This is a genomic window from Stenotrophomonas sp. YIM B13575, assembly GCF_042787595.1.
In the GTDB taxonomy this organism is placed as follows: domain Bacteria; phylum Pseudomonadota; class Gammaproteobacteria; order Xanthomonadales; family Xanthomonadaceae; genus Stenotrophomonas; species Stenotrophomonas lactitubi_B.
On sequence record NZ_JBHZOP010000014.1, the window covers coordinates 50358 to 64117 of the forward strand.

Consider the following 13760-nt stretch of genomic DNA (forward strand, 5'->3'; position numbering starts at 1 on the left):
GTGAAGAAACGCACGGTCGAGCAGCTGGCCATCCACCTGCAGCAGGCCCGCGGGTACGCGCGATACCTGCCAGGTGGCGAGAACCATGGCACCGTTGTCGAGGACCATGTCCTGTCGCCCGACCAGGCCGTCGCGGCCGTGGTGGAAGAACTGGACGCCGCGCTGGAGCTGCTGGGAGCTGAGGCATGAGCGCCGAGGTCGAGCTCGCCCCCGATGGGTTCGTCTGGTGCGGCAAGAAGGGAGATCTCACGCTTTACCTGACCCACGTCGTGCGCGATGGCGACGACGATGCCGCCCTCTACATCCGCAACGAGAACCGCCGGGTCGAGGGCGTGAACCCTGTGACCGGGGCGATCGCCTACGGCAGCCCGGCCTACCTGGTGCCCTTCCGCGACTTCTGGATCTTCCGCCCGGAAGACAACGACCGCGGCCGGCACCACCACATCGGCGACATGGTCGCCCGCCTGCAGAACGCCTCAGTCGCGCTGTACGGCCTGGACGTGCCTGCGTATCGACACCGCATCCATGACGCCATCCTGGAATTCTGCGATGACGTGAAGAACCTGCGCCCGCCGGCGGAGCAAAGCCGTGAGCAGTGGCTCGGCGAGATGGCCCGGATGGGAATCCAGATCAAGATCAACGGGCAGAAGGTGAACTGATGCAGACGATCGAGAACTTGCGCAGCGAGCCGGCCTACGACCCTGGTGCTGCAGACGTGGCCACCGCGGCTCCGCCCGACGTGGAAGGCCACCCCCTCGACAGCCTGGAGAACCGCCGTCTCCACGCGAAGGTGCTGGACTACTGGTACACCGCCCTCGATGCGTTCTACGACAACCGCATCGAGCAGATGCTGGACTATGACTTCTACGACCACATCCAGTGGTCGGAAGAAGATCGGGCGGTGCTGGCAGCCCGGCATCAGGCGCCTCTGACGTACAACAAGATCAAGATGGCCATTGACTGGGTCATCGGCACCGAGCGCCGCACCCGGATCGACGGAGTGGTACATCCTCGGGCGGAGGACGATGTCGATATCGCCGCGGTGAAGTCGGAGCTGATGAAATACCTCAGCGACACCAACCGTGTGCCCTGGGCGCGCAGCCAGGCGTTCAAAGACGCCGCGATCGCCGGCTGCGGGTGGACCGAGGAATCGATCCGGACGGACCGTGCTGAAGAGCCGGTGATGATCGGGCATATTCCCTGGCGGCAGATGCGTCGAGACCCGGTAAGCCGCGCCCTCGATCTGAGCGATTGCCGCTTCCTGCTGCGGGAGAAGTTCGCAGACCTGGACTATGCCGAGGCCATGTTCCCCGACCGGGTCGAGCTGGTGAATCGGGCGGCCCAGGACCACTACGACGGCGACAACGGCGCGTTCGACGAGGAACTGGATCTGCCGCAGGTGTTCCGCCGCTACGACAGTCGCGGTCACACGGTCACCGGCCGTCGCATCACCGGCCGTGCGTCCCTGGACAGCCGTTGCCGGCTGCGGGTACGCCTGATCGAATGCTGGTTCAAACGCCCCGTAGCGCATAAGCGGCTGTGGGGTGGTGAGTACCGCGGCGATCGCTTCGATCCGAGCAACGCCCAGCACCAGCAGGCACTGGCGGCGATGAAGAGCGAAGCTGCACCGGTCTACTCCCTGTCCGACGCCGTGGTTGAGGAAATGTGGTGCGCGATCTTCACCGAGGGCGGCCTGCTGCAACTCAAGCGCAGCCCGTTCCGACATGGGAAGTTCCCCTACACACCGTACTGGTGCTATCGCCGCAACCGGGACGGCATGGAGTACGGCCTGGTCCGAGGTGTGCGCGACTCGCAGGAAGATCTGAACAAGCGGATGAGTAAGCTGTTGTGGGCCCTGAGCACGAACCAGCTGTTCTATGAGGATGGCGCCATCGATGAGGACCGCATCGAGGAAGTGAAGCGCGAGATCGCCAAGCCCAACGGTGTGATTGCACTGAACAATGGCGGTCTGAACAAAATCAAGGTGGAGCGAAACCTCGATGTGGCAGAGGCGCAGATTCAGCTGCTCGAGTTGGACGCCGCTCACATCCACGACGGTACGGGCGTGAACCGCGAGCTGTTGGGGCGCGAGACCAACGCGGCCAGTGGTCGGGCGATCCTTGCCAAGCAGCAGGAAGGCGCGGTGGGCACTGCAGAGCTGTTCGATAACTACCGCTTGGGAATCCAGCTCAGCGGTGAAAAGCAGCTGTCGCTGACCGAGCAGTTCATGACCGAAGAGCGGCAGTTCCGGATCGTCGGCGAACGCAAGGGCCTGGACTGGCGTGTGATCAACCAGCTGCGCCTGGACACGCTCAACAACGTCTGGGTGGTGGACAACGACATCAGCCGCAACCAGGCCGACTTCATCGTCGACCAGCAGGACTTCCGCGAATCCATGCGCCAGGCTTTCGCCGAGCAGTTCTTCGACATGCTGGGCAAGCTGCCCCCGGATATGTCCATCCAGCTGCTGGACCTCGCCTTCGACATGATCGACATGCCCGGCAAGGACGAGGTCGTGCAACGCATCCGGAAGATCACCGGCCAGTCGGACAACGACCAGGATGTCGACAGTCCCGAGGCGCAGGCCCGCCAGCAGCAGGAATCGCAGGAGCGAGACGTTGCGCTGCGCGAGCGCATGGCGAAAGTGGGCCTGGATGAAGCCAAACGCGAAGAGGTCATGGCCAAGGCCAAGGCCCTGCAGATCAAGACCAAGGGCGACGCGCTGAACGTCGCCGAGCTGATCGAGATCCTGCTCCCCCTCGCTCCGGCGGCAGACCGCCTCCTGAGCACCCAACAGCCCCCCGAGGAAACCGCTCATGCAGCAGCCTGACAACGCGGGCCAGCAGTCGCTGGCAGCGAACGAACTGGAAATGACCGAGGGCGAGCGCGCGGCGCTGGCCAGCGCTGACGAGACCGCCCCTGGCGCCGCAGCCGCGGCAACCGGCGCGGCCGACCCGCCCGCCGCCGCTGGCGGTGCCGCGACGCCGGCAGCTGACGCCTCAGCTGTTGCGGCACCCGTGGAAGGAGCGACCCCACCTGATGCGGCGGCGGCTGCAGCCGCCGGAGGCGCAGCGGAAGGCGCGCCGGCAGCACCGGCTGCAGTATCCGAGCCGCCGCCAGCGACGCCATTCGTTCCCACGTACGCGGCCGACGAGCGCGACTACGGCAAGGAAATCGGGGACATCAACGGCAAGCTGCAGGCCCTGAAGGAGAAGTACAAGGCCGGCGACGTCGAGGACGAAGCGTACGAGCAGCAGTACGAAGATCTGCGCGATGAGCGCAGCCGCGTCGAGCGTGCCCAGGACATGGCCACCCTGCAGCAGCAGATGAGCCAGCAGAACGCCGACCAGTCCTGGGCGTACCTGCAGCGCCAGTTCCTGTCCCGCCCGGAGAACGCCGGCATCGCCGCGAGCCCCATGCGCTTCGCCGCGTGGGAGCAGGCAATGCAGAGCGTGGTGAACGAAGCCGCCGCTGCAGGGCGGCAGGTCACCGACTGGGACATCCTGGCTGGTGCGCGGGATCTGCTGGTGAGCGAGGGCTTGCTGCAGGCCTCGACCGCCGCGACCGCGCCGCCCGTGCCGCAGCCGCCGGCTAAGCCGGATCGTGCCGCACCGCTGGGCGCTGTCCCGGCTACCCTGAGTACCGTGCCCGCAGCTGCCGACCCTACCTCCCGATCGACGGCTGACGCCGCTGCCGGCATGGACAACATCGAGGACATCGAGTCGTTCCTGGCCGGCAAGTCGGAGAGCGAACGCGATCGCATCCTGCGTGACGTGCCCGGCTCCTTCGTGGCGGACAACTGAGCCCCATGCCCAAGCTGCACACCACCTTGGAGCCCGGCGACGTGGTCCTGATCCCCTCCGGGTCGGGTGCGTCGATCACCTTCACCGAGAAGAGCGGCAAACGCTCGCGGGTGATCATCGAATCCAACACGCCGGTGACCATCACCCGAGCCGGTGAGCAGCAACCAACTGGCGGCGCGCTGCAGCGAGTAGCGCGTCGGCCAACGCCCACAACGGGCTGAACATCCTCAAAAACCTGCGCAGTAGTGCGGGTCAACGACAGAGGCGCAGAAGTGCCGTGATCTCCCTGGAGAAGCAACATGGCACAGACGATCGTGGGTCTGAACGACCCGAAGGCCCGGAAGCTGTGGTCTGCGGACCTCATGGTTTCGGTATCCAAACAGTCCTACTGGACGCGCAAGATGATGGGCAAGGGGTCGGAGACCTCGATGCCGGTGATGCTGCAGACCGACCTGGAGCAGGAAGCCGGCGACACCATCAGCTACGACCTTTCCGTGCAGCTGTCCGGTGGCGTCATCGAAGGCGACCAGAAGGCCGAGGGCAAGGGTGAGAAGCTCGACTTCTTTACCGACAAGGTCTTCATCGACCAGGCCCGTAAGCCGGTCAGCTGCGGTGGCCGTATGAGCCGCAAGCGCACCGTCCACGACCTGCGCAAGGTCGGCCGCAACCGCCTGACCGAGTTCTGGGCGCGCTTCTACGACGAGCTCTTCTTCATGTACGGCTCGGGCGCCCGCGGCATCAATGAGGACTACAACGTCCCGCTGAACTACGCCGGTCGTGCGGGCAACACGTTCGAGGCACCGGACAGCTCGCACATCCTGTTCGGTGATGGCGCCAGCAAGGCTTCGCTTACCTCGGCCGGCAAGATGAGCCGTGTCCTGATCGAGCGCGCCAACACCAAGGCGGCATCGCAGGGCGGCGGTTCGACCCAGGTGGCGGAGATCCAGCCGATCACCATCGCCGGCGGCGAGCACTTCGTCACCGTCATGCACCCGTTCCAGGCGCATGACCTGAAGACCTCCACGGATCCGGGCAACTGGTTGGACATCCAGAAGGCTGCTGCAGCCTCCGAAGGTGCCAGCAACCCGATCTTCAAGGACAACCTGGGCATGATCGGCAACACGATCCTGCACAAGCACAAGTCCGTGGTGCGCTTCGGGGACTACGGTGCCGGCGGCAACGTCGCAGCGGCCCGCGCGCTGTTCCTTGGCCGCCAGGCCCTGGTGCTGGCCTTCGGTTCGCCGGGCAATGGACTGCGCTTCGACTGGTCCGAGGTTCCGCTCGATCACGGCAACGACATCGAGATCTGCGCCGGCGCGATCTTCGGCATCAAGAAGACCCGCTTCAACGGTAAGGACTTCGGCACGATCGCCCTGGATACCGCCGCGGCCGATCCGAACCCGCAGTAAACGTCACAGCAAGAGCCCCGGCATGCCGGGGCTCTTGCGTTCAGAACCCACATCCTTCGCAGGAGAAATCCATGTCCACGAAACTCGCAACTGGCCGCAACAGCGGCGCATCGTCGCCGGCAGCCGGCCTGGTGGTGGTCAACGACTACAGCTGGCCCGTCGAGGCCGCCGCGGATGGCGACCTGGTGCTGATCGGTGAGCTGCCGGCCAACCACAAGCTGCACAGCCAGGGCTCGGGCCTGTTCGCCAAGCTGGACGCCGCCGGCAAGCTGGCCGCCCAGAACGTTACTGTCTTCATCCCGGAAGACGCTGACGGCGCCGCTGTCGCCGGCAATACCGTGATCGCTGCAACGGCGGTGGCCGCCGATACCGCGGCATTCACTCCGGTGGCCCTGCACCTGATCGCGGAGGCCCTGGGCTCCAAGCCGGTGAATCGTCCGGTTTACGTGAAGCTCAATACCGCCCCGGGTGCCCAGCAGGGCGAGCTGATCCTGCGCCTGGCCAGCTTCCCGGCCTGAGCCCCCCAACCGTAGCGGGGCTGCAGCTGTAGCCCCGCCTACCAGGAGCATCCCATGCTGATTGCATGCAAGTTCAAGCGCCCGAAGGCGCCCGTTGAGCTGGACGGCAACGTGTACTTCTTCGTGCCGATCGATCCCGCCAACGCCGATTCGGAGCACGTCGCCGACGTCGAGAACTCCGACCACATCCAGCGGCTGCTGGGCATTCCGGAGGCCTACTACATCGCCCGGGCTCAGAGCCTGCAGACGGTACCCAAGCCGGCACCGCCGGTCGCCCCCGTCGCAGAGCAGGATCCGCCTCCGCCGGCTGGCAGCAGCACAGGTGGCGGTGCCGATACCGCGAGCTTGAACATCACCACCGGCACCGACACCGGCACCGATACCGATACCGACACCGGCACCGGCACCGGCAGCACCGAGCCGCCCGCCGGCGCCAACGTAGCGGCCACTCTGCCGCCGGAGATCGTTGAGGCCGCGGCCCAACTGAACGGCCTGAGCTGGCAGAAGCTGAAGGCCGAGTTAGCCAAGGGCGGCATCGCCAAGGTCGTGATCAAGGCTGCCCTCGACCTGGAGCTGGCCAAGCCGGAACCCGACCAGCGCGGCACCACCCTGAAGGTGCTGAGCCAGGCGCTCGAGGAAGCCTGACGTGGAGGCGCGCACCCTCAGCCAGTTGATCGAGGAATGCCGGGAAGAGCTCGACGACGACGTGGCTCCCTACTTGTGGAGCGACGCAGTGCTGACCCGCCACCTCAACGAAGCTGTGGAAGAGGCGTGCATTCGGGCGCGGCTGCTCGTGGAGAGCGGCCGCCCCGATATTTGCCACATCAACCTGGAGCCGGGCCGGGCCGACTATCCACTTCACCCGACCGTGTACGTGGTCCGGCGCGCGGTTCTGGCCAGCAACCTGTCTGACCCGCTCTGCAGGACAACCAGCGCCGCCCTAGACGGACGGCACCATCACTGGCGCACCGAGGCAGGGCGCCCCGAATACCTGGTGCGCGATCGACAGGCACGCGAGGTGTCGGTGAGCCCGGTGCCTGCGGAAGTCGACGTCCTGCGGCTCACGCTCTGGCGCGTGCCGGAGGCTGCCGAGGCGATGGAAGACAGCGAGGACGAGCCGGTGATCGATGCCATCCACCACCGGAAGCTGGTGCACTGGGCCTGTTGGCGGGCCCTGAACAAGCGCGATTCAGAGCAGCGAAGCACCGCGGACGCCGATCGACACCTCGCACTGTTCGAGAGCTACTTCGGCGAGCGGCCCACCGCGCGCGCGCTGCAGCAGCTGTCGATCGACCCCACCACCGGCACCCAACCCATGTGGTTCTGACATGCCCGTTCGCGATGAAGATCTCCGCCCAGCAGGCCCCTGGCCCCTGGGCATCAACAACGTGGCCGGAGAAGGGGCGCTGCCGACCGATGAGAACGGGATCCCGCGCGCGCTGCGTGAGGCGGACAACGTCGACTTGGACGCCGCCGGTCGGCCGCGACGCCGGCGCGGGCATCAGCGTTTCCGGCCTGGCGCACTGACCCATTCTCTGTGGAGCCATGAGCACCTGCAGTACGGGCTCTTCGTCGATGGCGGTCAGCTTCATGCCCTGCATGCGGATGAGCGCGTGGAAACGCTTGGCATCGACGTCGGCCTGGACCCGCTGAGCTACACGCTGATCGGCGATCGCGTCTTCTTCAGCAACAGCAGTTCCTGCGGTGTGCTCGACATCGACCTGCAGGGGCATTCCTGGTCGCCTGAGCACCCCGCGGGCCAGCCGGTAATGGCACCGTCCGCCGCAAGTGCGCTGGCGCCTGGGCAGTACCAGGTCGCGGTGACGTTCATGGATCGGCTCGGCCGCGAGTCGGGTAGCACGCTGGCCGCGGTGATCGACATTGCCGAGGGCGGCGGATTCGAGCTGAGCGACATTCCGCTGCCAGTGGCGCCGGACACGGCTTCGGTCGCGGTGTACGTCTCCGGGCCGAACGACCAGGTGCTGCGGCAGTACGTCATCCTGCCGGCCGGCACCCGCTCGGCGCCGGTGCTGTCTGCCGGCGAGGGCAGGGCGCTGACCACTCAGTTCCTTCGCCCGCTGCCGCCGGGCCACATCGTGCGTGGTGCGCACGGCCGGCAGTTCGTAGCCAGTGGCCAGGAGGTGCTGTGGTCGGAGGCGCTGCGATACGGCATGTTCCGGCCCTCGACCAACCGCATGCGCTTCAACGCACCGATCGACCTGATGGAACCCATCGGCGACGGGCTGCAGGATGGCGCCGGCCTCTACGTCGCTGCCGGCGCGCGGACCTACTGGTATGCAGGCGCCGACCCGAAGGACTTCAGCCAGGCGGTGGCGCGCGGTAGCGGCGCTGTCCCTGGCTCAGCCATGGTGGTCAACGGTGACGTGGTTGGGCTGCAGTCGGCGGCACCGGTGCTGGTTTGGCTCGCCCGCGACGGCTACTTCTGCATTGGGCTGCCGGGCGGTCAGGTGCAGGTGCTGAAGAAGGGCGAGGCAGTCGTCGACGATGCCGATCATGCAGCGCTGCTGCTGCGCCACCAGGACGGACTGAGCCAGCTCGTAGCCGCGCTGCGGGCACCCAAGGGCCAGGCGCTGGCCGTCACCGACCGGGCAGTCGCCCACGTCATCCACCGAGACCCCTGAGCCATGGCTGTGTTGGCCAAGCCAGACGACGTGAAGCGTCGGCTGGAGATCTGCCGTGCGTGTCCGAACGTCGAACGGCTCGGACGCCGCCTTTTCCTGCGCTGCAGCCTCTGCAGCTGTCCTCTGGCAAGCAAGACCCGATTCCAAGGGGCTTCCTGCCCCGCGGGCAAATGGTAACCACCGAAGGAGCAAACCGATGAAAATCATGAAGGCCCTGCAAAACCTGGGCACGGTGGGGCGCGACGCCATTCGCGCAATCCGCCGGCACAAGTACGAGTTGTCCGAGGCGGGCATCTACCTTCCCGCGGCGCGCGCGACCATCGGCGGCACCTTCCGGCATGCCCACGCCTCTGCAGGCGGGGAGTTCGGTCCGTGGCAGGTGGACCCGAATCGACTGGTCAAGGAGGGCCTGAACTACATCCTCAACACTGCACTTGGGGGCACCAGCCAGCAGACAGCCTTCTACCTGGCGCCATTCGCGGGCAACGTGACGCCGGCGGCGGACTGGAAGGGATCCACCTTCAAGGACGTGGCCACCGAGTTCACGGGGTACACCAACGCCAGCCGTCTGCCGTGGACCACCACGCCTTCCACGGCCGAGGCCATCGGCAACAGCTCCGCCTTGGCTGCGGCGACCCTGATCTATTCGGCTGGTGGACCGTACAACCTCTACGGCATCGGACTGCTGACTGGCTCGGCCAAGGGCGCGACGGCGAACATCCTGGTCGCTGCCACCCGCTTCGCCACGCCTCGCACCAACCAGCTCGCGGGCGACAAGCTGGCGCTGGAGTATGTGCTGTCCGCCAAGGACGAGGGCGACGTCACCTGATGAGTGGGTCGCGGTACAGCGGGTGGACGCCAATAGTGGTCGTTGGCGATCGGGAGGCCGCAGCCCAACACGTCCCGGAAGCAAGGAAGCTGCTGGGTTTCGTGCTCGAAGAGGCCAGACGGAATGGCCTTGGGATCGCGAACCTGCGCCGTGAGTTGCAGGATGGCACGGTACTGCTGGCCGAGAAGATCGGTGAGTTGCCACGGGTCACCATCATTGCCCCCGGGCCACCGCCGGTAGAGGAACCGCCGGAGCCCCGCGGCGGCTTCATCGTCTGGCCAAGATGGGACGTGCCCACAGGCGATCCGGCGCAACGCGGGTCGCAGGTGGATCCCACGGGCAATGATCCCACCGCGTGGCTGGAGTTCGTCGGCAGTCGTGTGGTCACCCGCTACTGGCGCCGATGGGACGTGGTCGACCAGATCCAGGGCGCCCGCTACGAGAGCTACAACCGGCCGGATCTGTATCCCGATGGGTTGTACTTCTTCGGGAACATCGACTGGAAGGACGGCGAGGATCTGGCGCTTTCGTTCTACGGATTCTGCTCGCGGTACGTGCACGACGTTGCCTTGCTCGACATCGGCGCGCGCTGGGTGCTGCAGCAGGGCCAGGCCCTGTTCGACCGGATTGCCTACCGCGACGAGCTGCAGCAGGATCCGCCGGAATACCTGTCGTGGCGGATCAACTCCGCCTGCGTGCGCAAGACGTCGGCTGGCGTTCAGGAGCTGGTGGTGGCATTCACCAACTACGCCCAGGGCCAACCCACCACGGCGCAGTCGGCCTTCGTGGCCTTCAGGCTCCGTCGGAACGAGGGGACGCCGCAGAAGGGTGACTGGGTCATCGAGCCCGGCAGCCACCGCCTACTGGGCATGACCCCAGGGCAGATCAACCCAGAAGGCAGCACGTCGGGGAACACTTTCGCCGATGCGGCCATGGCCTGGTTCTTCAATGGCGACGGAACGCGAGCGATTCGCACCGTCAACAGTGAGCAGACAGCGGGCGTTCCGCTGATCAACACGATGACCCAGGAGGTGGAGATCTCCGACAGCAGCATCACCCACACAGCGGTCCAGGCTGCCTACCTGCAGGGCAATTACGCAGGGAGCGGCGGCAACTTCGCCTTGGTCGCACCCACACGTGGCCTGGTCGTGTCCGACTTCGCCGGTATGGAGCGGAAGGACGCTTACCTGGCGCTGCGGCGGAGCGAGGGGCGGTTTGCTGTGGAGGCCAACAACTACCAGGGAATGGTGCGCGTGTCGGTGGTACTGGAGTTCGACGGTGGCGAGATCACCCTGATCGATCGGGACTTCGCGGTCGGCAATGATCGCCAGGACTATCACCTGATGGCTTACATGGACGTGCGCCACAACCTGTTTTCAGGGTGGCGGATCCAGGGATTCAACGGGGCGCACACGATCCAGCCCTTTGCCTACATGGCCGGCCGGATGGTGTATGGCGAAGCAGAGGCGGTGGCATGGGATCCGAGCTCCGGTACCGCAGCGCCTTTCCCTGGCTTGGACACACGTGCACCTGGCGCGGTCACCGACGGCTTGGTGTTCGGCAGCTACTGGGTCGGCGCCGGCGGGTCTGGATGGGGACCGCGCACACCGAACCAGTCCGGCGTCCTCTGGAACAAGCACCCTCGAGAGGGATTGATTGCGTTCGCCGGGTCTTCGCTGCTGGTCCCGCTGATGATGGACCAACAGGGCGTCTACGACTTCCTGGGGTTCCCTTGGGCCGGCGGCTGGAACTACAGCAAGGGGCGCTACTGCGTCTCGATACCCGGCGCCTACACCGGCGCTCTGAACTACGTGACGGGTCACGACCTGGGGGCCTTGCTCGGCGTTACCGCTGACGACCGGCGCTTCTACCCGCTGACCGTCTTACCCAAGCCCATTTAGGAGCCTTCATGGCAGTGAACACTTCCACGGGGTTCGAGGCGTCGATCCTCGGCCCATCGGCATTCGAAGCGATCTTCCGAGGCGGCTGTATCGAGATCCGCACCGGGCCCCAACCTGAGACGGCAGATATGCCGGCGACAGGGGCGCTCCTGGCCCGTATCACGCTCGACGGTGGTGCCTGGCAGGCCGGCGTGTCGACCAATGGCCTGAGCTTCGTGCGCAACGGCCGCTACGTCTACAAGGACGCTGCCCAGCGCTGGGTTCTGCGTGGTCTCGCTGCCGGCACTGCAGGTTGGTTCCGGCTGGTCGGCAATGCGCCCGATGCCGGCGGAGTCTCCTTCGATTCCCCGCGGATCGACGGCGCGATCGGTCTGGACGACGACAGCCCGGGCGACTTCCAGATGCGCCTGCCCACTTTGGCCATGGCCACCGACACCGGTATCGAAATCGGTGAATGGTGGTTTGCGATCCCCCCACTCTGACGAAGGAATAAGCACCATGACGATCTCCATCCCGCTCGCGCAGGCCCTCCTGGGTCAGGTCAAAAATGCTCTGGACGAGGGCTTCCTGTACGTGTTCGCCGGCCCGGTACCGGCCAGTGCCGATGCTGCCTTGGACATGGTTGGCAGCCACACGCAGCTGGCGAAGCTGTCGGTCGACGGCGACGGCCTCACTTTCTCCGCGCCCGTTGGCAACGTGCTGCCAAAGGCCCCGAGCGAAGAATGGGAGGGGTTGATCCAGTTCGACGGCGCCAATGCCGGCGCGCCGAGCCTTTCGCCGACGTTCTATCGCTTCTGCGCCGCAGGTGATGACGGGCGCGGGGCTTCCACCGGTGTTCGCCTGCAGGGCACAGCGGGCGGGCCCGCCTCGAATGCTGCAGTTTTGTTCAGCAGTGACGTGATGACGGCCAACGGCAGCAACAGCACGGGCGTGAGCATCTTCAACGTGGTTGCCGATCAGGCCAGCTGACATGTTGTCCAAGCCGCCAGTCTCCAGGTACGTCCCTCCTCAGCCCGCGAAGCCGGCGGTGCCGTATCGGGCGTCCTACACCATCTGCGGCGCATCGCCGGCCCAGGGCTACTGGCGGCAGGAATGCAGCGAGGGTCGGATGCCAGCGCCAAAGGACAGCGCCGTGCAGCTGCCGAAGGACGCCACCATTCTCGGCTATGAAGAGCAGAACGGGGTCACCTACGTTCGGTACATGATCTGCAGGAGCGTGTTCGTGCAGACCGCGCCACCCGGGCCTGTCACCTGCACGACCTACCCGGAACAGAAGGCAGAGCCGGCGATGCCGGCCGTACCTCCGCGCGTGGAATACGACTCAGTCTTCCAGTGGAACGCCGGCGCCGACAGCGCCGACGAGCTCGATGGTGATGTCGCTATGCGGTTGACCATGAGTAGGGCAGTGGGGGTCGTCGTAGGGCTTTCCGTCCTGGACGAAGCGGAGGTGTCCGATCCAGCCAGAATCCGCCACGGCTTGTACTTCCATCAAAGCGAGGGAGGGCGCCTGCAGGCTTGCGTTCTAGAACGCGGGCGTCGCATGACGCCTATCCGCTTCTATGACTCCCAGGACACGTGGGAGGTAAGGCGCGTCGGTGGCAGCGTCGACTACCTGCACGACGGCCATCGCTTCTACACGTCGCAACAAACCAGCCACGGGCTCGTGGTTGTCGGTTGCGCGATCTATGCGACTGGAGATTTCATCGAATGACCATCGAGTTCCTGCAGCTGGAGCACACCACCACGGATGGGCGTGCCGCGGCCCTGTTGGCACTGCGGGTCGTAGGGGTTGGCCAAGGAGTTGGTGCCGCCGGAAGTGTCGTGCTGAGCCTGGGCTCGTCGGGACGTGGTCAGATCTACTTCGGCGGCGGCGTGGACCCGGTTATCCCTGCCAACGGCGCTGCCGCATTGAACCTGGGCACTTCCGGGCGGGGCTACTACCGGGACGTCGGCGGCGGTGCAGCGGCCATCCGATTGCGTGCCCGAGGCTTCCAGACTGCGTCGGGGCGCGGCGCCGGCGGGGCGCGCCTGGTCCTTCATGGCAGTGGTCGGCAGGTCACCGCGCCGATGGCCTACGCGGGCCTTTCTGCCCGACCGCGGATGATCTCCGCCTTCGGCGGGCGCTGGTTCGCTTCGCCGCGTTCATCGCTGGCCGTCGGAGAGACCCGGAGCAGCATGCCAACGCACGTGCTGAACGAAGTGCTCTCCATCGATGAGAGCCGGCGCAGCGCGCTGCTGGCCAGCTGCAGGACGGTGGACACGCTGAGCCTGGAAGACGCAGCGGCAGTGGTGTTCATGCTGCTGGTCGAGGAGGGAGTCAGCTTCAGCTCCGAGATCCACGCTGATGCGATCAAGCTGGAGCGCGTCATTGATCGCCTGCTGGTGCTGGGGATCGCCAATTCCTACGCAGACGCGCTCAATGCCCTGGTCGGCGGCCTCTGGTTCGGCGCCCTGACCGAGGCGCTACGCACTGAGACAGTCATCGATGGACTTCTGGGCACGGAAGTGGTGGCCAGCCTGCAGCGCGCCGCAGAGCGCGTGGTGGACGGCATGTTGGCAGACGCCGCGGCATTCGAGGTCGGTACCGGCGTGGTCATGGTGGACGAGCAGCTGCTCGTCGGCGCCGCCGGCGGCGCCACGGCCGAGCTGGCCCAACTG

15 protein-coding genes and 1 pseudogene are annotated in these 13760 nt (G+C 66.1%); all 16 read left to right on the plus strand.

Annotated elements, in window-relative coordinates; translation table 11 throughout:
• Entirely contained in the window at window positions 1-189 is a 189-nt protein-coding gene (locus ACFX4F_RS03825; RefSeq protein WP_380652482.1) for a hypothetical protein, read from the plus strand.
• Window positions 186-659, plus strand: coding sequence for a hypothetical protein (locus tag ACFX4F_RS03830; protein ID WP_380652485.1), 474 nt, complete (start codon window positions 186-188; stop codon window positions 657-659). Before ACFX4F_RS03825 ends, ACFX4F_RS03830 begins: the two co-directional genes overlap by 4 nt.
• A complete protein-coding gene (locus ACFX4F_RS03835; RefSeq protein ID WP_380652488.1) occupies window positions 659-2830 on the plus strand; it encodes a hypothetical protein in 2172 nt (723 codons plus the stop codon). Before ACFX4F_RS03830 ends, ACFX4F_RS03835 begins: the two co-directional genes overlap by 1 nt.
• Window positions 2817-3803 (plus strand): hypothetical protein, encoded by a 987-nt coding sequence (locus ACFX4F_RS03840; RefSeq protein WP_380652491.1) that lies wholly within the window; start codon window positions 2817-2819, stop codon window positions 3801-3803. The genes ACFX4F_RS03835 and ACFX4F_RS03840 overlap by 14 nt, the downstream gene beginning before the upstream one ends.
• 5 nt (window positions 3804-3808) lie before the next feature.
• The gene (locus tag ACFX4F_RS03845; protein WP_005409207.1) at window positions 3809-4024 is read left to right on the plus strand and encodes a hypothetical protein; all 216 of its coding nucleotides are present in this window, start codon (window positions 3809-3811) and stop codon (window positions 4022-4024) included.
• A 78-nt stretch (window positions 4025-4102) separates the two neighbouring features.
• Entirely contained in the window at window positions 4103-5212 is a 1110-nt protein-coding gene (locus tag ACFX4F_RS03850) for a N4-gp56 family major capsid protein (protein WP_032977699.1), read from the plus strand.
• 71 nt (window positions 5213-5283) lie between these two features.
• Entirely contained in the window at window positions 5284-5730 is a 447-nt protein-coding gene (locus ACFX4F_RS03855; protein WP_380652495.1) for a hypothetical protein, read from the plus strand.
• Between the two features lie 54 nt (window positions 5731-5784).
• Complete coding sequence (locus ACFX4F_RS03860; protein WP_380652498.1) at window positions 5785-6375, plus strand: hypothetical protein; 591 nt, start codon at window positions 5785-5787, stop codon at window positions 6373-6375.
• 1 nt (window position 6376) lies between these two features.
• Entirely contained in the window at window positions 6377-7057 is a 681-nt protein-coding gene (locus ACFX4F_RS03865) for a DUF6682 family protein (protein WP_095377377.1), read from the plus strand.
• Window position 7058: 1 nt separating this feature from the next.
• Window positions 7059-8372 carry a hypothetical protein gene (locus tag ACFX4F_RS03870; RefSeq protein ID WP_380652501.1) on the plus strand — a complete coding sequence of 438 codons (1314 nt, stop codon included), beginning with the start codon at window positions 7059-7061 and terminating at the stop codon, window positions 8370-8372.
• Between the two features lie 196 nt (window positions 8373-8568).
• Window positions 8569-9201, plus strand: coding sequence for a hypothetical protein (locus ACFX4F_RS03875; protein ID WP_380652503.1), 633 nt, complete (start codon window positions 8569-8571; stop codon window positions 9199-9201).
• Between the two features lie 35 nt (window positions 9202-9236).
• Window positions 9237-11102 carry a hypothetical protein gene (locus ACFX4F_RS03880; RefSeq protein ID WP_380652506.1) on the plus strand — a complete coding sequence of 622 codons (1866 nt, stop codon included), beginning with the start codon at window positions 9237-9239 and terminating at the stop codon, window positions 11100-11102.
• Window positions 11103-11110: 8 nt separating this feature from the next.
• On the plus strand, window positions 11111-11584 hold the full coding sequence (locus ACFX4F_RS03885) for a hypothetical protein (RefSeq protein WP_100552260.1): 474 nt from the start codon (window positions 11111-11113) through the stop codon (window positions 11582-11584).
• Between the two features lie 16 nt (window positions 11585-11600).
• Entirely contained in the window at window positions 11601-12071 is a 471-nt protein-coding gene (locus tag ACFX4F_RS03890) for a hypothetical protein (protein ID WP_032977681.1), read from the plus strand.
• Between the two features lie 163 nt (window positions 12072-12234).
• Window positions 12235-12813, plus strand: a complete 579-nt coding sequence (locus tag ACFX4F_RS03895; protein ID WP_243381725.1) for a hypothetical protein — start codon at window positions 12235-12237, stop codon at window positions 12811-12813.
• Window positions 12810-13760, plus strand: a pseudogene (locus ACFX4F_RS03900) (hypothetical protein); the annotation flags it as partial. The gene ACFX4F_RS03895 and the pseudogene ACFX4F_RS03900, both read left to right, overlap by 4 nt.

Excerpts from the sequence above, each read along its gene's own strand:
- ACFX4F_RS03845 (WP_005409207.1), top strand. The coding sequence starts at position 3,809 with ATGCCCAAGCTGCACACCACCTTGGAGCCCGGCGACGTGGTCCTGATC.
- ACFX4F_RS03875 (WP_380652503.1), top strand. The coding sequence starts at position 8,569 with ATGAAAATCATGAAGGCCCTGCAAAACCTGGGCACGGTGGGGCGCGAC.
- ACFX4F_RS03840 (WP_380652491.1), top strand. The coding sequence starts at position 2,817 with ATGCAGCAGCCTGACAACGCGGGCCAGCAGTCGCTGGCAGCGAACGAA.
- ACFX4F_RS03885 (WP_100552260.1), top strand. The coding sequence starts at position 11,111 with ATGGCAGTGAACACTTCCACGGGGTTCGAGGCGTCGATCCTCGGCCCA.
- ACFX4F_RS03860 (WP_380652498.1), top strand. The coding sequence starts at position 5,785 with ATGCTGATTGCATGCAAGTTCAAGCGCCCGAAGGCGCCCGTTGAGCTG.
- ACFX4F_RS03870 (WP_380652501.1), top strand. The coding sequence starts at position 7,059 with ATGCCCGTTCGCGATGAAGATCTCCGCCCAGCAGGCCCCTGGCCCCTG.
- ACFX4F_RS03835 (WP_380652488.1), top strand. The coding sequence starts at position 659 with ATGCAGACGATCGAGAACTTGCGCAGCGAGCCGGCCTACGACCCTGGT.
- ACFX4F_RS03850 (WP_032977699.1), top strand. The coding sequence starts at position 4,103 with ATGGCACAGACGATCGTGGGTCTGAACGACCCGAAGGCCCGGAAGCTG.
- ACFX4F_RS03855 (WP_380652495.1), top strand. The coding sequence starts at position 5,284 with ATGTCCACGAAACTCGCAACTGGCCGCAACAGCGGCGCATCGTCGCCG.
- ACFX4F_RS03830 (WP_380652485.1), top strand. The coding sequence starts at position 186 with ATGAGCGCCGAGGTCGAGCTCGCCCCCGATGGGTTCGTCTGGTGCGGC.
- ACFX4F_RS03890 (WP_032977681.1), top strand. The coding sequence starts at position 11,601 with ATGACGATCTCCATCCCGCTCGCGCAGGCCCTCCTGGGTCAGGTCAAA.